Source organism: Streptomyces sp. NPDC088354 (assembly GCF_044753585.1).
Classification (GTDB): Bacteria; Actinomycetota; Actinomycetes; order Streptomycetales; family Streptomycetaceae; genus Actinacidiphila.
Window position 1 is genome coordinate 15,083 of sequence record NZ_JBIVNJ010000018.1, and the last position, 21,071, is coordinate 36,153.

20 protein-coding genes are annotated in these 21,071 nt (G+C 72.1%); 12 read left to right on the top strand and 8 right to left on the bottom strand.

Annotation, left to right across the window (positions count from 1 at the left end):
- The first annotated feature begins 220 nt into the window (after positions 1-220).
- The 6 genes from rsmA to ACIP98_RS24515 all read left to right on the top strand — a co-directional run bounded on the left by rsmA (position 221) and on the right by ACIP98_RS24515 (position 8,337).
- On the top strand, positions 221-1,102 hold the full coding sequence (gene rsmA, locus ACIP98_RS24490) for a 16S rRNA (adenine(1518)-N(6)/adenine(1519)-N(6))-dimethyltransferase RsmA (protein WP_319661725.1): 882 nt from the start codon (positions 221-223) through the stop codon (positions 1,100-1,102).
- 64 nt (positions 1,103-1,166) lie between these two features.
- The gene (locus ACIP98_RS24495; protein WP_401977935.1) at positions 1,167-2,081 is read left to right on the top strand and encodes a 4-(cytidine 5'-diphospho)-2-C-methyl-D-erythritol kinase; all 915 of its coding nucleotides are present in this window, start codon (positions 1,167-1,169) and stop codon (positions 2,079-2,081) included.
- Positions 2,082-2,164: 83 nt separating this feature from the next.
- A complete protein-coding gene (locus tag ACIP98_RS24500; RefSeq protein ID WP_401977936.1) occupies positions 2,165-3,469 on the top strand; it encodes an acyltransferase in 1,305 nt (434 codons plus the stop codon).
- A 360-nt stretch (positions 3,470-3,829) separates the two neighbouring features.
- Positions 3,830-5,620, top strand: a complete 1,791-nt coding sequence (locus tag ACIP98_RS24505; RefSeq protein ID WP_319661722.1) for an ABC-F family ATP-binding cassette domain-containing protein — start codon at positions 3,830-3,832, stop codon at positions 5,618-5,620.
- 124 nt (positions 5,621-5,744) lie between these two features.
- On the top strand, positions 5,745-7,319 hold the full coding sequence (locus ACIP98_RS24510) for a PQQ-binding-like beta-propeller repeat protein (protein WP_319661721.1): 1,575 nt from the start codon (positions 5,745-5,747) through the stop codon (positions 7,317-7,319).
- A 283-nt stretch (positions 7,320-7,602) separates the two neighbouring features.
- Positions 7,603-8,337, top strand: coding sequence for a LuxR C-terminal-related transcriptional regulator (locus ACIP98_RS24515; RefSeq protein WP_319661720.1), 735 nt, complete (start codon positions 7,603-7,605; stop codon positions 8,335-8,337).
- On the opposite strand, the gene ACIP98_RS24520 is transcribed toward ACIP98_RS24515, so the two are convergent.
- A complete protein-coding gene (locus ACIP98_RS24520) occupies positions 8,258-8,554 on the bottom strand; it encodes a hypothetical protein (RefSeq protein ID WP_401978008.1) in 297 nt (98 codons plus the stop codon). The two genes, ACIP98_RS24515 and ACIP98_RS24520, sit on opposite strands and share 80 nt — an antisense overlap.
- 50 nt (positions 8,555-8,604) lie before the next feature.
- Positions 8,605-10,275, bottom strand: coding sequence for a sodium:solute symporter family protein (locus ACIP98_RS24525; RefSeq protein WP_319661719.1), 1,671 nt, complete (start codon positions 10,273-10,275; stop codon positions 8,605-8,607).
- Between the two features lie 104 nt (positions 10,276-10,379).
- Here ACIP98_RS24525 and galT point away from each other — a divergent pair, with 104 nt between their 5' ends.
- The 4 genes from galT (at position 10,380) to ACIP98_RS24545 (ending at position 14,785) form a co-directional block, all read left to right on the top strand.
- Positions 10,380-11,426, top strand: a complete 1,047-nt coding sequence (galT, locus tag ACIP98_RS24530; protein WP_319661718.1) for a galactose-1-phosphate uridylyltransferase — start codon at positions 10,380-10,382, stop codon at positions 11,424-11,426.
- A gap of 85 nt (positions 11,427-11,511) precedes the next feature.
- The gene (gene galE, locus ACIP98_RS24535) at positions 11,512-12,516 is read left to right on the top strand and encodes a UDP-glucose 4-epimerase GalE (RefSeq protein WP_401977939.1); all 1,005 of its coding nucleotides are present in this window, start codon (positions 11,512-11,514) and stop codon (positions 12,514-12,516) included.
- A 7-nt stretch (positions 12,517-12,523) separates the two neighbouring features.
- Positions 12,524-13,672, top strand: a complete 1,149-nt coding sequence (gene galK / locus ACIP98_RS24540; protein WP_319661716.1) for a galactokinase — start codon at positions 12,524-12,526, stop codon at positions 13,670-13,672.
- 300 nt (positions 13,673-13,972) lie between these two features.
- Positions 13,973-14,785 carry a response regulator transcription factor gene (locus ACIP98_RS24545; protein ID WP_319661715.1) on the top strand — a complete coding sequence of 271 codons (813 nt, stop codon included), beginning with the start codon at positions 13,973-13,975 and terminating at the stop codon, positions 14,783-14,785.
- Positions 14,786-14,846: 61 nt separating this feature from the next.
- Here ACIP98_RS24545 and ACIP98_RS24550 read toward each other — a convergent pair whose 3' ends face one another.
- Positions 14,847-15,968, bottom strand: coding sequence for an SH3 domain-containing protein (locus ACIP98_RS24550; protein ID WP_401977942.1), 1,122 nt, complete (start codon positions 15,966-15,968; stop codon positions 14,847-14,849).
- Between the two features lie 240 nt (positions 15,969-16,208).
- On the bottom strand, positions 16,209-16,706 hold the full coding sequence (locus ACIP98_RS24555) for a MarR family transcriptional regulator (protein WP_319661713.1): 498 nt from the start codon (positions 16,704-16,706) through the stop codon (positions 16,209-16,211).
- A gap of 121 nt (positions 16,707-16,827) precedes the next feature.
- On the opposite strand from ACIP98_RS24555, the gene ACIP98_RS24560 reads away from it, so the two are divergent.
- On the top strand, positions 16,828-17,649 hold the full coding sequence (locus ACIP98_RS24560) for a trans-aconitate 2-methyltransferase (RefSeq protein WP_401977944.1): 822 nt from the start codon (positions 16,828-16,830) through the stop codon (positions 17,647-17,649).
- A gap of 4 nt (positions 17,650-17,653) precedes the next feature.
- Complete coding sequence (locus tag ACIP98_RS24565; protein ID WP_319661711.1) at positions 17,654-18,019, top strand: VOC family protein; 366 nt, start codon at positions 17,654-17,656, stop codon at positions 18,017-18,019.
- 28 nt (positions 18,020-18,047) lie between these two features.
- On the opposite strand, the gene ACIP98_RS24570 is transcribed toward ACIP98_RS24565, so the two are convergent.
- From ACIP98_RS24570 to ACIP98_RS24585, 4 genes are all read right to left on the bottom strand, one after another.
- The gene (locus ACIP98_RS24570; protein WP_319661710.1) at positions 18,048-18,542 is read right to left on the bottom strand and encodes a hypothetical protein; all 495 of its coding nucleotides are present in this window, start codon (positions 18,540-18,542) and stop codon (positions 18,048-18,050) included.
- Positions 18,543-18,592: 50 nt separating this feature from the next.
- On the bottom strand, positions 18,593-19,180 hold the full coding sequence (gene pth / locus ACIP98_RS24575; RefSeq protein WP_319661709.1) for an aminoacyl-tRNA hydrolase: 588 nt from the start codon (positions 19,178-19,180) through the stop codon (positions 18,593-18,595).
- Between the two features lie 86 nt (positions 19,181-19,266).
- On the bottom strand, positions 19,267-19,878 hold the full coding sequence (locus tag ACIP98_RS24580) for a 50S ribosomal protein L25/general stress protein Ctc (RefSeq protein WP_401977947.1): 612 nt from the start codon (positions 19,876-19,878) through the stop codon (positions 19,267-19,269).
- A gap of 188 nt (positions 19,879-20,066) precedes the next feature.
- Positions 20,067-21,044: a ribose-phosphate diphosphokinase gene (locus ACIP98_RS24585; protein WP_319661707.1), complete on the bottom strand. Its 978-nt coding sequence runs from the start codon at positions 21,042-21,044 to the stop codon at positions 20,067-20,069.
- Positions 21,045-21,071 lie beyond the last annotated feature (27 nt).

Genomic DNA, 21,071 nt, shown 5'->3' on the forward strand with positions numbered 1-21,071 from the left:
TGTTCTGGACGGTGCGGGATATTTGTGCGCGCCATCCGGGCAGGGACGGGATGAGCAGGTGCTGGAAAGGCGCGTAAATATCCCAGTCCAGGACGTGCAGCCCCGGAGGCCCCGCACCCGGCCCACCCCGCACGCGCGTCGGGGCGCCCTGACTTCACGGGCGGGCGGGCGGGGAAAGAGCCTGCCCGGTCGCGCCGTCAGGCGCGGATAGGCTGGGACGGTGAGCGAGACCGACCGTAACGATCATCAAGACGACGCACTGCTGGGGCCCGGGGACGTGAGGGCGCTCGCCGCAAGGCTGGGCGTACGCCCGACCAAGCAGCGCGGGCAGAACTTCGTGATCGACGCCAACACCGTGCGCCGTATCGTCCGGACCGCGGACGTGCGGCCGCAGGACGTGGTGGTGGAGGTCGGGCCGGGGCTGGGCTCACTGACGCTGGCGCTGCTGGAGGCCGCGGACCGCGTGACGGCCGTGGAGATCGACGACGTGCTGGCCGCGGCGCTCCCGGACACCGTCGCCGATCGTCTGCCCGGCCGGGCGGACCGCTTCACGCTGGTGCACAGCGACGCGCTGCGGGTGGCGGAGCTGCCCGGGCCGCCGCCGACCGCGCTGGTGGCGAACCTGCCGTACAACGTGGCCGTGCCGGTGCTGCTGCACATGCTGGCGACGTTCCCGACCATCGACCGGACGCTGGTGATGGTGCAGGCGGAGGTAGCCGACCGCCTCGCCGCGAGCCCCGGCTCCAAGGTGTACGGCGTGCCGTCGGTCAAGGCCGCCTGGTACGCGGAGGTCAAGCGGGCCGGCGCGATCGGCCGCACGGTGTTCTGGCCCGCGCCGAACGTGGACTCCGGTCTCGTCTCGCTCGTGCGCCGCACCGAGCCGCTGAAGACGACCGCGACCCGCGAGCAGGTCTTCGCCGTCGTGGACGCGGCCTTCGCGCAGCGCCGCAAGACCCTGCGGGCCGCGCTGTCCGGCTGGGCGGGCTCGGCCGCGGCCGCGGAGGAGGCCCTGGTGGCCGCCGGGGTGTCGCCGCAGGCGCGCGGGGAGTCGCTGACGGTGGAGGAGTTCGCGGCGATCGCCGAGCACGGCGCCCAGCGGTAGCAGAAGGCACAATGGGGGCCGCCGCCGTGCGGCCCCGTCCCGTTCCCCGAGGAGAACCACGCCCGTGACCAGCCGATCCGTGACCGTCCGCGTCCCCGCCAAGGTCAACGTCCAGCTCGCGGTGGGCGGTCCGCGCCCGGACGGTTTCCACGACCTGGCCAACGTCTTCCTGGCCGTGGGCCTGTACGACGAGGTCACCGTCACCCCGGCCGACGGGCTGCGGATCACCGTCGAGGGCCGCGACGCGGACCAGGTGCCGGCGGACGCGAGCAACCTCGCCGCCCGCGCGGCGCTCGCGCTGGCCGCGCGGCGCGAGGGCGTGACGCCGGACGTGCACATCCACATCGTCAAGGACATCCCCGTCGCGGGCGGCATGGCGGGCGGCAGCGCCGACGCTGCCGCCGCCCTGCTCGCGTGCGACGCGCTGTGGGGGACCGGGGCCGGCCGTGAGGAGATGCTGGAGATCTGCGCGGAGCTCGGCAGCGACGTGCCGTTCAGCCTGGTCGGCGGCGCCGCCCTCGGCCGGGGCCGCGGCGAACTGCTCACCGCGCTGCCGGTCGGCGGCGCCTTCCACTGGGTCTTCGCGGTCGCCGACGGCGGCCTGTCGACCCCGGCCGTCTACCGCGAGTGCGACCGCCTGCGCGGCGACGCCGCGGTGCCCGAACCCGAGCCGGCCCCGGCCCTGCTGGACGCACTGCGCACCGGCGACCCCGTGGCGCTCGCCGCCTCGCTGGTCAACGACCTCCAGGCCGCCGCGGTGTCCCTGCGCCCCTCGCTCGCGGCCACCCTGGCCGCCGGCACCGACGCGGGGGCGCTGGCCGGTCTCGTCTCCGGCTCCGGGCCGACCTGCGCGTTCCTCGCCAAGGACGCGGAGTCCGCGCGGTCCGTCGCCGCCGCGCTCAGCGCCTCCGGCACCTGCCGGGCGGTCCGCGTCACCTCGGGACCGGCCGAGGGAGCGACCGTCGTCCGGCAGTCGTAGGTACGCGTACTCAGCGACCCCGTACGGGAGTTGAGTAGCCCGCCGCTGCCGGGCCACGGCCGTCCGGCGGCATCGTGGGCCGCATGGTGGAGACGAACGCCGCGGCACTGGCCGCGGCCACGCCCGCGAGCCGGGACCGGTACGTGGACTTCCTGAGGGTGGCATCGCTGGCCACGGTCGTGCTGGGGCACTGGCTGATGGCGGCGGTCACCACCCGCGACGGCGGCGGCATCGAGGTCGGCAACCTGCTGGCCGTACGCCCCGCTCTCCAGCCGCTGACCTGGGTGCTCCAGGTCATGCCGGTCTTCTTCTTCGTCGGCGGCTTCTCGCACGCCCTGTCGTACCGCTCGGTGGTGCGCGCGGGCGGCGGCTACGCGGCGTTCCTGCGCGCCCGGTCGCACCGGCTGCTGCTGCCGACGGCGGTCTTCACCGTCGTCTGGGGCGCCGCGGCACTGCTGCTGTCCGTGCCGGACGCCGCGGCACGGCTGGTGGCGCAGCCGCTGTGGTTCATCGGGGTCTACCTGGGGATGGCGGCCTTCACGCCGCCGCTGCTGCGGCTGCACGACCGGTACGGGTGGGGCGCGTTCGCGGCCCTGTGCGGTGCGGCCGCGGCCGTGGACGTGCTGCGCTTCGCCGCCGGGGTGCCCTTCGTGCCGTTCCTGAACTTCGCCTTCGTATGGCTGGCGGTGCACCAGCTGGGCTTCCTGCGGGCCGACGGCCGGCTGCGGCGGCCCGCGGTGATGGCGGTCGGCGGGTCGGCGGCCGCGGCGGCGCTGGTGGCGCTGGGCCCGTACCCGCTGTCCATGGTGGGGATGCCCGGCGAGCGGATCTCGAACATGGCGCCGCCCACGCTCGCGCTGCTCTGCCACGGCGTGTGGCTGGTCGGCGCCGTCGAGCTGCTGGGCGGCCCCGCCGGACGGTGGCTGCGGCGGCCGCGCGTGTGGCGGGGAGTGGTCGCGGCGAACGGCGTCGCCATGAGCGCCTTCCTGTGGCACCTCACGGCCATGCTCGCGGTCTACGGTGCGCTGATCGCCCTCGGCGGCGACCTGCCCGCCCCCGCATCCGCCGCGTGGTGGGCCCAGGTCCCGCTGCGGATCGCCGTCGCGGCGGCCCTGACCGCCGCCTTGGTCGCCGTCTTCCGCCGCGCCGAGCGCCCGCCCGCGCCCCGCCCGCCGGCGGCCCCCGGCCGGCTCGGCGGCCCCGGCGCCGCCCTGGGTGCGGCCCTCGCCCTCCTCGGCGTCCTGGGCCTGTCCACGGTGGGCTTCGGCGGCCTCCTCGACGGGCACTCCGCCGTCCTCGTCGCCGTCCGCCTCACCGCCCCGGCCGCGATCCTCATGGCCGCCGCCGGCTGGGCCCTGGTGGAACGCGCGGGCCGGAGCCGGGGGTGAGGCCTCACTTCACCCGGCCGACCTCGAGGACGACCACGGTGACGGCTCGCTCATCAGGATCAGAGCGGCGGCGGGTTTGCCGTATTCGCTGATGAGGACGGGTTCGTGCCCGTGCCGGAGGCGGCCGACGAGCGGCCCGGGCGGGTTGCGGGCTTCGACGAGCGGATACGCCTCCAGGGGGAAACCGCGCAGACCTGCGGCCGCGTACCGTGCCCGACATGCCGGATTCGGCCATCGGGGGCGGGGAGCCCGAGGCGCCCGCGCCGTGCGGGCGGACGCCGGAGCCCGATGGGCGTATTCGGGGGCGGCAGGCGGCAGCACTACTCTGGGAGGTCGTTCTTCCGTATCGACAGGAGTCCCATGGCCGTCAATCTGGTCAACGTCGAGTCCGTCAGCAAGGTGTACGGCACCCGTACCCTGCTGGACGGGATCTCGCTCGGCGTATCGGAGGGCGACCGCATCGGGGTCGTCGGCCGCAACGGGGACGGCAAGACGACCCTGATCCGGATGCTGGCCAAGCTGGAGGGCCCGGACAGCGGCCGGGTGACCCACACCTCCGGGCTGCGGCTGGGCGTGCTGACCCAGCACGACAGCCTGGACCCGGCGGCGACCGTACGCCACGAGGTGATCGGGGACCGGCCCGACCACGACTGGGCAGGCGACGCGAAGATCCGGGACGTGCTGACCGGCCTGTTCGGCGGGCTGGACCTGCCCGGCTTCCCGCAGGGCCTGGAGACGGTGATCGGTCCGCTCTCCGGTGGCGAGCGCCGCCGCATCGCGCTGGCGAAGCTGCTGATCGCCGAGCAGGACCTGATCGTGCTCGACGAGCCCACCAACCACCTCGACGTCGAGGGCATCTCGTGGCTCGCGGGCCACCTGCGGGCGCGCCGCTCGGCGCTGGTGTGCGTCACCCACGACCGCTGGTTCCTGGACCAGGTCTGCACGCGGATGTGGGACGTGCAGCGCGGTGACGTCCACGACTACGAGGGCGGCTACAGCGACTACGTCTTCGCCCGCGCCGAGCGCGAGCGGATCGCCGCGACCGAGGAGGTCAAGCGGCAGAACCTGATGCGCAAGGAGCTGGCGTGGCTGCGCCGCGGCGCCCCGGCGCGCACCAGCAAACCGCGCTTCCGCATCGAGGCGGCCAACGAGCTCATCGCGGACGTGCCGCCGCCGCGCGACAACGCCGAGCTGATGAAGTTCGCCACGACCCGGCTCGGCAAGACCGTCTTCGACCTGGAGAACGTGACCGTGCAGGCCGGTCCCAAGGTGCTGCTGAAGCACCTGACCTGGCAGCTCGGCCCCGGCGACCGGGTCGGCCTGGTCGGCGTCAACGGCGCGGGCAAGACCTCGCTGCTGCGGGCGCTGGCCGACGCCGCCACGAGCGACGGGGAGAAGCAGCCGGCGGCGGGCAAGGTCGCCGTGGGCAGGACCGTGCGCCTGGCCTACCTGTCGCAGGAGGTCGCCGAACTCGACCCGGCGATGCGTGTGCTGCAGGCCGTGGAGTCGGTGCGCGGCCGGGTGGACCTCGGCAAGGGCCGAGAACTGACGGCAGGTCAGCTGTGTGAGAAGTTCGGCTTCACCAACGAGAAGCAGTGGACGCCCGTCGGCGACCTGTCCGGCGGCGAGCGCCGCAGGCTCCAGTTGCTGCGGCTGCTGATGGACGAGCCGAACGTGCTCTTCCTCGACGAGCCCACCAACGACCTGGACATCGAGACGCTGACCCAGCTGGAGGACCTGCTCGACGGCTGGCCGGGCTCGATGGTCGTCATCTCCCACGACCGGTACTTCCTGGAGCGGACCACCGACCGCACCTTCGCCCTGCTCGGCGACGCGACGCTGCGCATGCTGCCGCGCGGCATCGACGAGTACCTGGAGCGGCGTCGCGCCGTCGTCGAGGCCGCGGCCCCCGCGCCCGCCCCGGCCAAGCCCAAGGGCGGTGGCGACAGCCGTGCCGCCAAGAAGGAACTGCAGCGCATCGAGCGGCAGCTGGACAAGGTCGGCGAGCGGGAGTCCAAGCTGCACACCGCCATCGCCGAGAACGCGACCGACTTCGAGAAGGTCGCCGAACTCGACATGGAGCTGCGTTCGCTGAGCGCGGAGCGTGAGGAACTGGAGATGCGCTGGCTGGAGTTGGCCGACGAGGCGTGACGTGGGAACGGGTGTAGCAGTGCCGTAACGGTCGCCGGGCGCGAGCTCGGAACGGTGTGTCACCGGTGGTACAAAGAGGGTCACCGTCCGCCCCCGCACGTCTGTGCCCGAAAGGTGCCCGCTGATGTCGCAGCCGCCGCCCCCGCCCGGCCACCAGCCCGGTTTCGGGCCGCAGCCGCCCCAGTACGGTTACCCGCCCGCGCAGCCGAACCCGTACGCCGCACCGGTTCCGCCGCCACCTCCGGGCCCCGGTCCGTACGGACCCCACCCGTACGCGCAGGCGCCGACCCAGCCCGTACCGCCGTACGGCTACCCGCAGTTCCCGCCCCCGCCGCCGCCCCGGAAGGGCAACGGCAGGCTGGTCGCCGTCGTGGCGGCGGCGATCGCGGGCGTCCTGGTCGTCGGCGGCGGTGTGTTCGTGGCGCTCAACGCCGGCGGGGGCACGGGCAAGCCCGGCACGCCGTCGGACAGCCGCGGCGGCAGCGGCGGCCAGGACGGCCGTGGCGGCGGCGCGATCCAGGCGAAGGCGCTGTGGGACAAGGACGGGGTGCGCCCGCCCAAGTCGGAGATCCTGGCGGCGATTCCCGACGCCTGGTTCACCGGCAACGCGGTGGTGAAGACGACGCCGGACGCGGTGCGCTCCTACGACATCGGCAGCGGCAAGGAGAACTGGTCGGTCCCGCTGTCCGGCGAGTCCTGCCCGGCCTCGCGCGAGGCGTCGGGGGACCGCGTGGTCGTCACGTACGGCACGGACTGCGGCCAGGTGATGGCGATCGACATCGCCAAGGGCGTGAAGCTGTGGGACAAGCAGCTGCCGGACCAGAACGGCCAGACCTCGCACGACTACACGCAGGTCGCCGTCACCGGGGACACCGCCGCCCTGGCGTGGCTGGGCGGCTCGGTCGGCTACCGGATCGGCAGCGGCGAGGTCCTGTGGACCCCGAAGGCCGGTTCCGACTGCAACGACAAGGGCTACAAGGGCGGTACGAAGCTGGTCGCCGTCGTCCAGTGCGGCGGCTACAACGGCGACATCTACGTCCAGGGGCTGAGCGAGAGCGGCCGCAAGCAGTGGTCCTGGCAGGTGCCCACGGGCAGCGACGTGCAGAACATCCTGTCCACCGACCCGGTCGTGGTCGGGCTGTCGGCCGGTGCGAGCGGTCTGATGACGGATCTGGCGTACCTGGAGGACGGCAGGATGAAGAGCCGCATCTCCCTGGGCGCCGGCGGCTACCAGGGCACGTACGCGGTCTCCTGCCCGCCCAACGGCGAGGCGCACTGCTCCAACTTCGCGATCGACGGCACCACGATCTACCTGCCCACCAAAAGCCATGCCGGCACCGGCGACTCGTACACGCAGACCAACGAGATCGCGGCGCTCGACCTGCGGACCGGCAAGCCCCAGTGGCTGGCGGAGCCCGGCGAGGAGCGCGAGATGAAGGTCGTCGGCATGAGGGACGGCAAGGTGATCGCCTACCAGCGCAACACCTACGACAAGCCGGGCCGGCTGGTCTCCCTGGACCCCGGTACGCGCAGGACGACGGACTTCATGGAACTCCCCGCCGGCGGCAAGGAACTGGAGAACCAGTTCCTGGACGGCAGTTCCTACTACTGGCTCTACAAGGACCACTTCTTCGTCAACCCCGCCAGCATCTCGGCCAACACCAGCCTCACCGGCAAGGCGATCGCGGCCTTCGGCTGAGCGGTCGATTCCTGGGTATGTACGGTACGGAACGAGCGGTTTCGGGTGAGAAGCAGCCAGGAACGCCGGTCATTTCGGAATTGCTGGAGGCATCTGGCCGGTAGGGGGCGCGCCGCGTCGAACAAGCGTGTACCTTCCCGGGCATGACCCGGACCGCTGTGGGCCACTGTGGGGGTACGCGCGGGACGCCGGGCCGTGGCCGCGCTACGGCATGTGAGGGGGGACCGGCTTGGACTCGGTGGGCAGGCCCGCACCGGTCCATGGGGGGATGAGGGGGACGCCCATGGGCGTACGGCTCGTCGTCGTCGACGACCATCGTCTGCTGGCCGAGGCGCTCGCCTCGGCCCTGAAACTGCGCGGGCACCGGGTGCTCGCCGCGGCCGCGCCCGCGTCGGGAGCGGCCGATCTGGTCCTGAGCCGGGCACCCGAGGTGTGCCTGATCGGCACCGCCGCCCCGGCCGAGCCGGGCGCCTTCGACGCCGTCGCGCGGATCAAGCGCGAGCGGCCGGGGGTGGCGGTGCTGGTCCTGGGACCGGTGCCCAACCCGCGTGGCATAGCCGCCGCGTTCGCCGCCGGCGCCTCGGGCTACGTCCGGCACGACGAGCGGATCGAGGGGGTCGAACGGGCGATGGCCAAGGCCCGGGCGGGCGAGGTCGCCGTGGCCCCCGCGCTGCTCCAGGGGGCTTTCGCGGAACTGCTCAACCCCGTGGTGGAGCCGGACGACGAGGGCACACGGCTGCTTCAGATGCTCACCCCGCGCGAGGTCGAGGTGCTGATGCGGGTCGCGGAGGGGGAGGACACCCGGCTGATCGCCGCGGGAATGGCGATCGCGCCGAGCACCGCCCGTACGCATGTGCAGCGGGTGCTGATGAAGCTGGGCGTCGGGTCGCGACTGGAGGCGGCCGCGCTGGCCGCCCGCACCGGACTGCTGGACCGCGTCACGCACCGCCCTCCGGGCGGGGTCGTGATTCCTCAGCAGGTGTCGGGTCCGGGGACGGCGGGGGAGGGGGCGGGCTGAGCCTCATCCACAGCAGGAAGGCCAGCCCCAGCACCAGCATGCCGATGCCGGCCCAGAGGTTGATGTTGATGCCCTGGGCCTTGGCGATGTCGGCGTCGGAGGCGGTGATCCCGGCGATGGTGACGAGCACCCCGTAGACGACGAAGAGACCGCCGATGACGCGGCGTACGTCGAACAGCCGGGCCGCGGTGGCCGACTTGCGCTCCAGGCTCCCCATGTCGTCCTGGAACTCGGACTCGTTCCCGAAACTGGTCACGACAGGTCACCTCACAGGGAGAAGGGGATGTAGCACAGGGCGGCGAGGACGACCGCGCCCCAGCCCAGCAGGGCGGGCCTGCGGTACCAGGCGTCGTCGCCCTTGGCGGGCGGCTCGGCCATGCCGGGCGAGGTGGTCCCGTAGACCAGGCCGGCCAGCGACTCGGTGGGCTTGGGCCGGGTGAACCACGAGACCAGCACCATCACGACGCCGCCCACGACGAACGCGGCGATGGCGGAGACGAAGTTGGCGCCCTGGTCGCTGGGGATGGAGATCAGGCCGCCCTTGTAGAACCAGAAGTAGTTGATCATCGCGGCCACCGTGCCGCTGAGCAGTCCCCAGAAGCCCGCCGCCGCGGTCGAGCGCTTCCAGAACATGCCGAGGATGAAGACGCAGAACAGCGGCACGTTGAAGAACGAGAAGAGCGTCTGCAGGTAGTTCATGATGTTGCTGAAGGACGAGGCGATGAAGGCCGTGCCCATGCCGATCAGCACGCCGATCGCCGTCACCACGCGACCGGTGGTGACGTAGTACGCGTCCGGCCGGTCCCGCCGCACGTAGCGGCCCCAGATGTCGTACGTGAAGACGGTGTTGAACGACGAGACGTTGGCCGCCATGCCGGCCATGAAGGCGGCCAGCAGGCCGGTGACGGCGATGCCGAGGACGCCGTTGGGCAGCAGGTCGCGCATGAGCACCGGGATCGCGTCGTTGTACTGCAGTCCGCTGCCGTCCTTGCCGATGTCCGGCTCCATGACGAGCGCGATCAGCCCGGGCAGGACGACGATCAGCGGGATGAAGATCTTGGGGTACGCGGCGATCAGCGGGGTGCGCTGGGCCGCCGAGAGGTTCTTGGCCGACAGGGCGCGCTGCACCTCGGCGAAGTTGGTCGTCCAGTAGCCGAAGCTCAGCACGAAGCCGAGACCGAGCACGATGGTCAGCCAGTTGGCGCCGAGCGGGTTCTGCGAGCCGATCCCGGTGTCCTGCCAGGCGGAGAGGAACGCCGGGGAGTGCGAGTCGGTCAGCGAGTCCCGCAGGCCCGACCAGCCGCCGACCCGCTTGAGGCCGACGACGGTGAGCGGGATGAGCGCGGCGAGGATGACGAAGAACTGCAGCACCTCGTTGTAGATCGCCGAGGACAGTCCGCCGAGGGTGATGTAGAAGAGCACGAAGAGCCCGGCGACGACGATCGCCACCCACTGCGGCCAGCCGATCAGCGCCTCCAGCACGATCGCCATCGCGTAGAGGTTGACGCCCGCGATGAGCAGCGCCGAGACCGCGAAGATGATCGAGCTGAGCAGGTGCGAGGACGGCCCGAAGCGGTGCAGCAGGAACTCCGGCACGGAGCGGACCTTGGAGCCGTAGTAGAAGGGCATCATCACCAGGCCGAGGAAGACCATGGCCGGAATGGCGCCGATCCAGTACCAGTGCACGGTGTACACGCCGTACTGTGCGCCGTTGGCCGCCATGCCGAGGATCTCGGTGGCGCCCAGGTTGGCGGCGATGAACGCCAGGCCGGTGACCCAGGCCGGCAGCGAGCGCCCCGACAGGAAGAAGTCCAGGCTGGTCTTCACGGAGCGGCGGGCCGCGAAGCCGATGCCCAGGACGACGACGAAGTAGATCGCGAGGATCGAGTAGTCGAGGGCGTTGGTCGGCAGCCGTAGGCCCTCTGCCAGCAGGTTCATGGTGTGATCACTCCCCGCAGCGCCTCATTCGTTGACGTTGCTGTTTCGTTGTGGTTCATTGTGTTCGGTTCTGTTGGTTGGGGTGTGTGTGAGGAGCCCGCAGGGTGAAGAAGACATCGACCCGGCTCGCCGACGGGCGCGAGCTGATCTACTACGACACCCGGGACGACGCGGTGCACGACGCCGTCGACCGGCGCCCGCTGGATCCGGTGTCCTCGGTCTCCGAGATCCGTCACGACGTCCTGCTGGGCGACTCCGTCGCCGTCGCCTCGCACCGCCAGGCCCGTACGTACCACCCGCCCGTGGACGAGTGCCCGTTGTGTCCCACGCGTGACGGTCACCTCACCGAGATCCCCGACGACCACTACGAGGTCGCCGTCTTCGAGAACCGCTTTCCCTCACTCTCCGGAGAACATGGCCGTTGCGAGGTGGTCGTCTTCACCGACCACCACGACACGTCGTTCGCGGGTCTGAGCCCCGAGCGGGCGCGGCTGGTGCTCGACGCGTGGACCGACCGCACGCGCGAGCTGTCGCAGCTCGCCGGGGTCGAGCAGGTCTACTGCTTCGAGAACCGCGGCGAGGAGATCGGCGTCACCCTCGGCCACCCGCACGGCCAGATCTACGGCTACCCCTTCGCGACCCCGCGCACCGAGCTGATGCTGCGGTCGCTGGAGCGGCACAGCGAGGCCACCGGCGGGCGCAACCTCTTCGACGACGTCGTGGAGCGCGAGCGCGAGGACGGTTCGCGGATCGTCCTCGAGGGCGAGCACTGGACCGCCTTCGTCCCCTACGCCGCCCACTGGCCGTACGAGGTGCACCTCTACCCGCGCCGCCGGGTCCCCGACCTGCTCGGTCTGGACGAGGAGGCGCGCGCCGAGTTCCCGGCGGTCTACCTGGAACTGCTGCGCCGCTTCGACCGGATCTTCGGTCCGGAGGAGCCGCCGACCCCCTACATCTCGGGCTGGCACCAGGCACCCTTCAGCAGTCCGCTGCGTCGGGAGTTCGCGCTGCACCTGGAGCTGTTCACGATCCGCCGCACCAAGGGGAAGCTGAAGTTCCTGGCCGGTTCTGAGTCCGGCATGAGCGTCTTCATCAACGACGTGCCGCCGGAGGCCGCCGCGGCCCGTCTGCGCGAGGTCGCCACCCCATGAGGCCCTCCACGGCATGCGCGCGGCACGCCCTCGTCCGTCCCCACTACGGTTGCTCCGAGACGGACCCGAGAAAGGCTGAGACCTCATGAGCGACACCCCCAGCGCCGGTGCCCCCGAGACCGGCGGGAAGAAGGTCCTGGTGACCGGCGGCGCCGGTTACGTGGGCAGCGTCGTGGCGGCCCACCTGCTGGAGGCAGGGCACCGGGTCACCGTGCTGGACGACCTGTCCACCGGCTTCCGGGCCGGCGTGCCCGGCGGCGCCACGTTCGTCGAGGGCCGCGTCCAGGACGCGGGCAAGGTGCTCGACTCCTCGTACGACGCCGTGCTGCACTTCGCGGCCAGCTCCCAGGTCGGCGAGTCCGTGGTCAACCCGGAGAAGTACTGGCGCAACAACGTCGCGGGCACCCTGGAACTGCTGGGCGCCATGCGCGAGACGGGGGTGCGCCGGCTGGTCTTCTCCTCCACGGCGGCCACCTACGGCGAGCCGAAGTCCGTCCCGATCACCGAGGACGACCCGACCCTGCCGACCAACCCGTACGGCGCGTCCAAGCTCGCCGTCGACCACATGATCACCAGCGAGGCCGTCGCGCACGGCCTGGCGGCGGTGTCCCTGCGCTACTTCAACGTGGCCGGCGCCTACGGGGAGTTCGGCGAGCGGCACGACCCCGAGTCGCACCTGATCCCGCTGGTCCTCCAGGTCGCCCAGGGCCGCCGCGAGGCGATCTCGGTCTTCGGTGACGACTACCCGACCCCCGACGGCACCTGCATCCGCGACTACATCCACGTCACCGACCTCGCCGAGGCGCACCTGCTCGCCGTCGACGCCGCCACCCCGGGCGAGCACCTGATCTGCAACCTGGGCAACGGAAACGGCTTCTCGGTCCGCGAGGTCGTCGAGACCGTACGGCAGGTCACCGGCCACCCCGTCCCCGAGGTCGTCGCCCCGCGCCGGGCCGGCGACCCCGCGGTCCTGGTCGCCTCCGCCGAGCGCGCCAAGGAGCGGCTGGGCTGGCGGCCCTCACGCACCGACCTCGCGGAGATCGTCCGCGACGCCTGGACCTTCACGCAGGCCCTGCAGAACCGGGAGTAGAGCGACAGTGACAGCGGACGCCTTCCGAACGACGTACGGCACCGGGCCCGAGGGCGTGTGGGCCGCCCCCGGGCGGGTCAACCTCATCGGTGAGCACACCGACTACAACGACGGCTTCGTGATGCCCTTCGCGCTGCCGCACACCACCGTCGCGGCGGTGGCCCGCCGCGCCGACGGGCGGCTGCGGCTGCACAGCGCCTCGCCGGACGTCGACGGCGGCGTGGTCGAACTGCACGTGGACGAACTGGAGGCCGGCGGCGGCGCGGGCTGGGCCGACTACCCCGCCGGGGTGGTGTGGGCGCTGCGCGACGCAGGCCACGCGATCACCGGCGCCGACATCCACTTCGAGAGCACCGTCCCGACCGGTGCGGGCCTGTCGTCCTCGGCCGCGCTGGAGGTGGTGACGGCCGTCGCGCTCAACGAGCTGTACGGGCTGGGCCTGGAGCCCTGGCGGCTGGCCCGGCTGTGCCAGCGCGCCGAGAACGTCTACGTGGGCGCCCCCACCGGCATCATGGACCAGACCGCCTCGGCGTGCTGCACCGAGGGGCACGCGCTGTGGCTGGACACCCGCGACCTGTCGCAGCGTCAGATCCCGTTCGACATGGCCGCGCAGGGCCTGCGGCTGCTCGTCGTCGACACCCGGGTCACCCACGCCCACAGCGAAGGCGAGTACGGCAAGCGCCGGACCGGCTGCGAGCGGGCGGCAGCCGTACTGGGCGTCGAGGCGCTGCGCGACATCCCCTACGACGGTCTCGACGCGGCCCTGGAGCAACTGGCCGGCGAGCCCGAACTGCGGCCGCTGGTACGGCACGTGGTGACCGAGGACCGGCGCGTGGAGCGGGTCGTCGGGCTGCTGGAGGCGGGCGACGCCCGTGCCATCGGGCCGGTCCTGACCGAGGGGCACGCCTCGCTCCGCGACGACTTCCGGGTCTCCTGCCCCGAACTCGACCTCGTGGTCTCCGCGGGCAACGAGGCCGGAGCGCTCGGCGCCCGCATGACGGGCGGCGGATTCGGCGGCTCGGCCATCGTGCTGGTCGAGGAGCCGGCCGCGGAGAAGGTCGCCGACTCGGTGGTGGCCGCCTTCGCCGACGCGGGGTACCGCGAACCCCGCGTCTTCACGGCGGTGCCCTCGGCGGGCGCGCGGCGGCTCGCGTAGCGGAACGACCCCCGGCGCACGGGACACGCCGCGCACCGGGGGTCACACCCGCGGACCCGGGCCGGCAACTGGGGCCGCCCAGTTTTTCCATTCGGGCGCCTTTGTCTGCTCCTGCCCCTAGGCTCTTGAACACCGCCGGTGGGGGCCGGTGGCATCAGGGGGCGAGACACAAGGGTTCGGCACCTGGCGGAGGACGACGGCTAGCCCGGCGGCATGCGGCGTCCGCTCCAGGTGCCGGGCCTCAGTGCACCTCAACCTCGTCCGTTGGGGGGAAACCGCCTAATGCCGGGAGTGGGGCCCGTGGGACGAATCCGTGTTCTCGTCGTGGACGACCACCGCATCTTCGCCGAGTCGCTCGCCGCGGCCCTGGCCGCGGAATCCGATGTGGACGTGTCGGCGGCCGGCAGTGGCGCGGCCGCCCAGCGCTGCCTCGAACGCGCGGCGGCGGACGGCCGCCGCTACGACGTACTGCTGGTGGACGCCGACCTCGGGTCGGCCGCGGGCGCGGCGGGCGTGCGCACGCTGAACGCCGTGGACACCAACGGCTCCGCAGCCGTCGTCTCCGGCGGTCCCGCCGCTCCGGGCGGCACGCCGCCCGGTGTCGACGGCATCGCGCTGGTGGAACGCGTCAGGAACGAACACCCCGCCACTCGCACGGTGGTGCTCGCCGAGCGTGACGACGCGCGCCGCGCCGCCCGCGCGTTGCAGGCCGGCGCCTCGGGATGGGTGGCCAAGGACTGCTCGCTGTCCCGGCTGCTGGCGGTCATGCGCGGGGTGCTGAGGGACGAGACCCACCTGCCGCCCGCCCTGCTCACAGGTGTGCTGCGGGAGTTGACCGCCGCTCGCCGCCACCGCACCGAGAGCGAACAGCTGGTGGAGTCGCTCACCCCGCGCGAGCAGGAGGTCCTGCGCTGCATGGTGGCGGGGCTGGGCCGCAAGGCGGTGGCCGAACGGCTCTACCTGTCCCCGCACACCGTCCGCACCCATATGCAGAACGTGCTGGGCAAGTTGGGTGTGCACTCGACGCTGGCCGCGGTGGCGCTTGCCCGGCGGGCGGGGGTGCCTCCGGTGGAGGGCGACGGCGGCCGGGTGGGCTCGGCGGCCCCTGCATGACGCGACGGCGGCCCGCCCTCCCCGGAACCGGGAGGACGGGCCGCCGCATCATCGCGATGTCCTAGCGACCACGGCCGCCTTCGCCGCCACGGCCGCCGCCCTCGCCGCCGCGACCGCCGCCTTCGCCGCCGCGACCGCCGCCTTCGCCGCCACGGCCGCCGCCGCCACCGTAGTTGCCGTCACGGCCGCCGCCTTCGCCGCCGCGACCGCCACCGCCGCCGCGGCCGTCGTCGCGGCCTCCGCCGCCACCGCCGCCGTAGCAACCGCCGCCACCGCCGCCGTAGTTGCCGCCGCCACCACCGTAGTTGCCGCCACCGCCGCCGCCACCGTAGTTGCCGCCGCCGCGACCGCCGCCTTCGCCGCCGCGACCGCCACCGCCGCCGCCACGGCCGCCGTAGTCGCCGTTACGGCCGTCGTCGCCGAAGCTGAAGCCACGGCCACCGCCGCCGCCTTCACCGCCGCGACCGCCGCCCTCGCCGCCACGGCCGCCGCCTTCGCCGCCACGGCCGCCGCCTTCGCCGCCGCGACCGCCACCGCCGCCGCCACGGCCGTCGTCGCGGCCTCCGCCGCCGCCGCCGCCACCGCCGTAGCAGCCACCGCCGCCACCACCGATGCCGCCACCGCCGATGCCGCCACCGCCGATGCCGCCGATGCCGCCGATGCCGCCACCGCCGATGCCGCCGACGCCACCACCGCCACTGAGCTCACTGGCGTTGCAGACACGCGGCGACGCGCCGACGTTGGCGATGTAACGCCCTGCCGACCATGCGTAGAGGTTCTGGGCCAGGCGGTACCAACGCGGATTACCACCGATGTCCTGGCCATTGGTCTTGCAGACAATCGAGACCAGAGCGTTGTACGGGAGCACGCCCACCGAGCTGAACTGCGTGCCCGGGCCGCTGCGAACGCGCAGACCGATCCGGGCGATGACACGGCCCTGGTAGAGGGCGCTGTTGGGGCCGTCCGCCGCTGCGGACGCGATCTCGCCGGACAGGTCCGGGAGGTCCTCGCCGGCGCCCACGCTTTCCGTGTTCCCCGAGGGAGCCGGTGCGGCCTTCGGCGCGCCGGGTGCAGCGATCTCGTTGGCGAACGCGGTGCCCATCGTGCCAATGGCAAGGGTGCCGGCCAAGGCGCCGGTCACCGCTGTCGCGGCTATCTTGCTTGCGCGGGTGTGCAGAGTCATCTGCATCTCCAAGGTGGAGCGGGACCCGACAGGGTCCAGGGATTGGAAGCCGGCGCGGCTCGGCGCCTTTCAAAAAATGGCGCCGGTGCTCGGGTGCGCCGGCAGCCGCAAAGGTGGCCATCCGGGCCTTTATGCGGCGTTCACGTAGATCACGCTAAATCTGCCACTTTGGGTGCGCAACCGGTGGCAGAGCGTGGCCGTTTGTGATCTTCCCTGGGTGATTACGCCGGGTAATCGGCCTCAGCTCGGGATGTTGTCGAACGGCGCCGTCAACTGGCGCAGAAGGTCGGCGAGTTCTCCGCGCTGGCGGCCGGAGAGCTCGCCGAGGATGGCTCGTTCCTGCGCGAGCAGTCCCGCCAGGGCCTGGTCGGCACGGTCCCGGCCCTCCGGAGTGAGCCGTACGAGGACGCCGCGCCGGTCCGAGGGGTCGGGGAGTCGTTCCACCAGACCCTTCTTGGTGAGCCGGTCGATGCGGTTGGTCATCGTCCCGGACGTCACGAGCGTCTGGGTGAGCAGTTGCCCCGGGGAGAGCTGATAGGGCGCGCCCGCGCGGCGCAGCGACGTGAGGACGTCGAACTCCCATGGCTCCAGGCCGTGCTCCGCGAACGCCAGGCGACGTGCCCGGTCCAGGTGCCGCGCCAGCCGGCTGACCCGGCTGAGTACCTCGAGCGGTTCGACGTCGAGGTCGGGGCGCTCCCTGCGCCACGCCGCGACCAACCGGTCGACCTCGTCCTCCATGGGGATCAGTGTAGTGGTTCTGTCGACATGAAGTCTCTTGACATCAAGAGATTAGGTGCGGAACCTTGTGGGCAAGGTCGGCCGCAGGAAGAGATCCAACCTTCGCCAGGGAGTTCGAGACATGCCCGCAGCATCGTGGGACCCGCAGCAGTACCTCCGGCATTCCACCCACAGGACCCGTCCCTTCCACGACCTTCTGGCCCGGATACCGGAGCTCCCCGGCCCGTCCCCGCGCATCGCCGACATCGGCTGCGGCCCCGGCAACGTGACGGCCCTGCTCGCGGACCGCTGGCCTGCCGCGCGCATCACCGGCCTCGACAGTTCCGCCGACATGCTGGAGGCCGCGCAGGCCCATGCGGGCGTCACCCCCGGGGGCGGCAGCCTGGACTTCAGGGCCGCCGACGCCGCGCACTGGGTGCCGGAGGAGGACTACGACCTGATCGTGTCCAACGCCGCCCTGCAGTGGGTCGAGGGCCACGCCGAGCGCTTCCCCGAGTGGACCGCGCACCTGGTGCCCGGCGGGGTGCTCGCCTTCCAGGTGCCGGGCAACTTCACCTCCCCCAGCCATGCGCTGCTGGGCGAGCTGTGCGACTCCCCGGCCTGGCGCCACCGGCTGGGCGACGGCCACGGCCGCCGCTACGTCCACATCCTGGAGCCCGCCGCCTACCTGGAACGCCTCATCGACATTCCGGACGTCGACGTGGACGTCGACGTCTGGGAGACCACCTACGTCCAGCTGCTCCAGGGCGAGGACCCGGTCCTGGAGTGGACCAAGGGCACCGCGCTGCGCCCGGTGCTCACCGAACTGGCCGACGACCCCGCCGCCGCCGCGGAGTTTCTCGGCCAGTACCGCGACCTGCTGCGCAAGGCCTACCCCGCGGGCCCGCACGGCACCGTCTTCCCGTTCCGGCGGATCTTCGCCATCGCACGAAAGGCCCGCTGACCCCGTGATAGCCGCGCTCGACCACGTCCAGCTCGTCGCGCCGCCCGGTTGCGAGGAACGGCTGCGCGCCTACTACGCCGGCGTGCTCGGTATGACCGAGGTGCCCAAGCCGCCCGTACTGGCCGCCCGCGGCGGATGCTGGTTCACCTCCGGCGCCGCGCAGATCCACATCGGGGTGGAGGAGGACTTCCGCCCCGCGCGCAAGGCCCACCCGGGCCTGCGGGTGCGCGGCATCCGCGCCTACGCCGAGACGCTGGAGTCCCGGGGCGCGACGGTCGTCTGGGATCACGACCTGCCGGGCCACCACCGCTTCTACTCCGAGGACCCGGTCGGCAACCGCCTGGAGTTCCTGGAGCCCGAGGGGGCCTGAGCGGGCCGGAGCGCCGGGGGTGGCGGGCCTACAGCGTGAGGAACGCCGCCCCCAGCAGCGCCGCCCCGGCGATCCCGGCCACCCAGGCGGTGCGGGTCCACCGCAGACCGCCCGCCAGCACGAGTGCCGCCAGCAACAGCGCGCCCCCGAACGGGATCCAGGTGTGCAGCACGCCCGCCGTGCCAATCCGCACCACCGTGTCCGTGCCGGGCTCGACGGCGACGGGGATCCGCTCGCCGACACGGTGCGTGACCGCCTTGTCGATCGTCACCTTCGCCCGGATGGAGCCGAGCCCGGTCGGCACGAAGGGTCCCGTGCAGGTGTCGGCGGCGCAGGCGGAGACCGTCATGGTGCCCCGCTCGCGCCCCTTGGTGAGCATCGCGTGCTGGGCGGTCTTCCACGAGGTCCACACCCCGGCCGCCAGGATCACCAGGACGAGCGCGCTCAGCACCACGATCCGGGCGACCAGCACCAGACCCCACGTGCTCTCTGCGGTGCGGCGGGCAAGACTCCGTTTGGCCATGCGGGCGATCCTTGGCCATTGCCTGCCACTCGGTCAACTTCGCAGGCAGGTCAGCTGTTGTAGGTGCCCTGCGCCCGTTCCAGGCCCTCGCAGACCAGTGCCTCCACGGCGTCGGCCGCCCGGTCCACGAACCAGTCCAGCTCCTTGCGCTCCGTGCCGGAGAAGTCCTTGAGCACGAAGTCCGCCACCTGCATCCGTCCCGGCGGGCGCCCGATGCCGCAGCGCACCCGCAGGTAGTCCGGGCCGAGCGACTTGGTGATCGACTTCAGGCCGTTGTGGCCGTTGTCGCCGCCGCCCTTCTTGAGCCGCAGCGTCGCGTAGTCGATGTCCAGTTCGTCGTGGACGGCGATGATGTTGCCGAGCGGCACCTTGTAGAAGTCGCGCAGCGCGGTCACCGGTCCACCCGAGAGGTTCATGAACGTCATCGGCTTGGCCAGGACCACCCGGTGACCGCTGATGCGCCCCTCCACCACCTGCGAGCGGCTCTTGTGGGTCTTGAAGCGCCCGCCGATCCGGTCGGCGAGCAGATCGGCCACCATGAAGCCGATGTTGTGCCGGTTGCCGGCGTACTCCGGTCCGGGGTTGCCCAGTCCGGCCACCAGCCAGGGCCCCTCGGGGGCGCTATCCGCTGCGCTCATGCTCATGGCGTCCATTCAACAGGACCGCCGTCCCGCTCCTGACGGAGCGGGACGGCGGTCGTGAGAAGCGTGCTGCGTGCCGCTGATTACTCGGCGGCGGCCTCGGCGCCCTCGGCGCCCTCGCCCTCCTCGCCCTCACCCTCGGCGGGGGCCTCGGCCTGGGCGGCGACGACCTGCAGGACGACGGTGTCCTCGTCCACGGCCAGGGTGGTGCCCTTGGGGAGCGGGATGTCCTTGGCGAGGATGGAGGTACCGGCCTCCAGGCCCTCGACGGAGACGGTGACGCCGTCGGGGATGTGGGTGGCCTCGGCCTCGACCGGGAGCGCGTTGAGCACGTGCTCCAGGAGGTTGCCGCCGGGGGCGAGCTCGCCCTCGGTGCTGACCACGATCTCGACGGTGACCTTCTCGCCGCGCTTGACCGCGAGCAGGTCGACGTGCTCCAGGAAGCCCTTCAGCGGGTCGCGGGAGACGGCCTTGGGGATGACGAGCTCCTTGCCGTCACCCTCGATGTCCAGGCTGATCAGGACGTTCGGGGTGCGCAGGGCGAGCAGCAGCTCGTGACCCGGCATGGAGACGTGCTTGGGCTCCTGGCCGTGGCCGTAGATGACACCGGGAACCTGGTGCGCGCGGCGGATGCGGCGGGCAGCGCCCTTGCCGAACTCGGTGCGCAGCTGGGCGGCGATCTTCACTTCGGACATGGGAATCACACTCCTCGTAGTGACGACGGGACTTCTGTCTGGTCGCCCAGCCCACGACGGGCCGTTCCACTTACGAGGAGCGCGTCGATAACGGAGTCCGCCGCCCAAACGGCAACGGCCTCCCTCGCCGAGCAACTCGGTGAGTCTACCCGGCGGGGAGGCCGCCCCGGAAATCGATCAGCGCGTGATCAGTGCGAGTCCTCGAAGAGGCTCGTCACGGACCCGTCCTCGAAGACCTCGCGGACCGCGTTGGCGATGGTCGGAGCGATGGACAGCACCGTGATCTTGTCCAGCTCCAGCTCGCCCGGCGTGGGCAGCGTGTCGGTGAAGACGAACTCGCTCACCTTGGAGTTCTTCAGCCGGTCCGCGGCCGGGCCGGAGAGCACACCGTGGGTGGCGGTCACGATGACGTCCTCCGCGCCGTTGGCGAACAGGGCGTCCGCCGCGGCGCAGATGGTGCCACCGGTGTCGATCATGTCGTCCACCAGGACGCAGATGCGGCCGCGCACGTCACCGACGACCTCGTGCACGGTGACCTGGTTGGCGACGTCCGGGTCGCGCCGCTTGTGGACGATCGCCAGCGGCGCGCCGAGCCGGTCGCACCAGCGGTCGGCCACCCGGACGCGGCCGGCGTCGGGGGAGACCACGGTCAGCTTGGAGCGGTCGACCTTGGCGCCCACGTAGTCGGCCAGCAGCGGCAGCGCGAACAGGTGGTCCACCGGTCCGTCGAAGAAGCCCTGGATCTGGTCGGTGTGCAGGTCGACCGTGAGGATGCGGTCGGCACCCGCGGTCTTGAGCACATCGGCGATGAGCCGCGCCGAGATGGGCTCGCGGCCGCGGTGCTTCTTGTCCTGCCGGGCATAGCCGTAGAAGGGCACGACCACGGTGATGCGCTTGGCGGAGGCCCGCTTCAGCGCGTCGATCATGATCAGCTGCTCCATGATCCACTTGTTGATGGGCGCGGTGTGGCTCTGGATGACGAAGGCGTCCGAGCCGCGTGCCGACTCCTCGAAACGGACGTAGATCTCACCGTTCGCGAAGTCGAAGGCCTTGGTCGGCACAAGGGAGACGCCCAGCTCGCGTGCCACCTCCTCCGCGAGTTCGGGGTGTGCGCGGCCGGAGAAGAGCATCAGCTTCTTCTCACCGGTCGTCTTGATCCCGGTCACTGCACCGTCTCCTTGGTGTTCAACGCA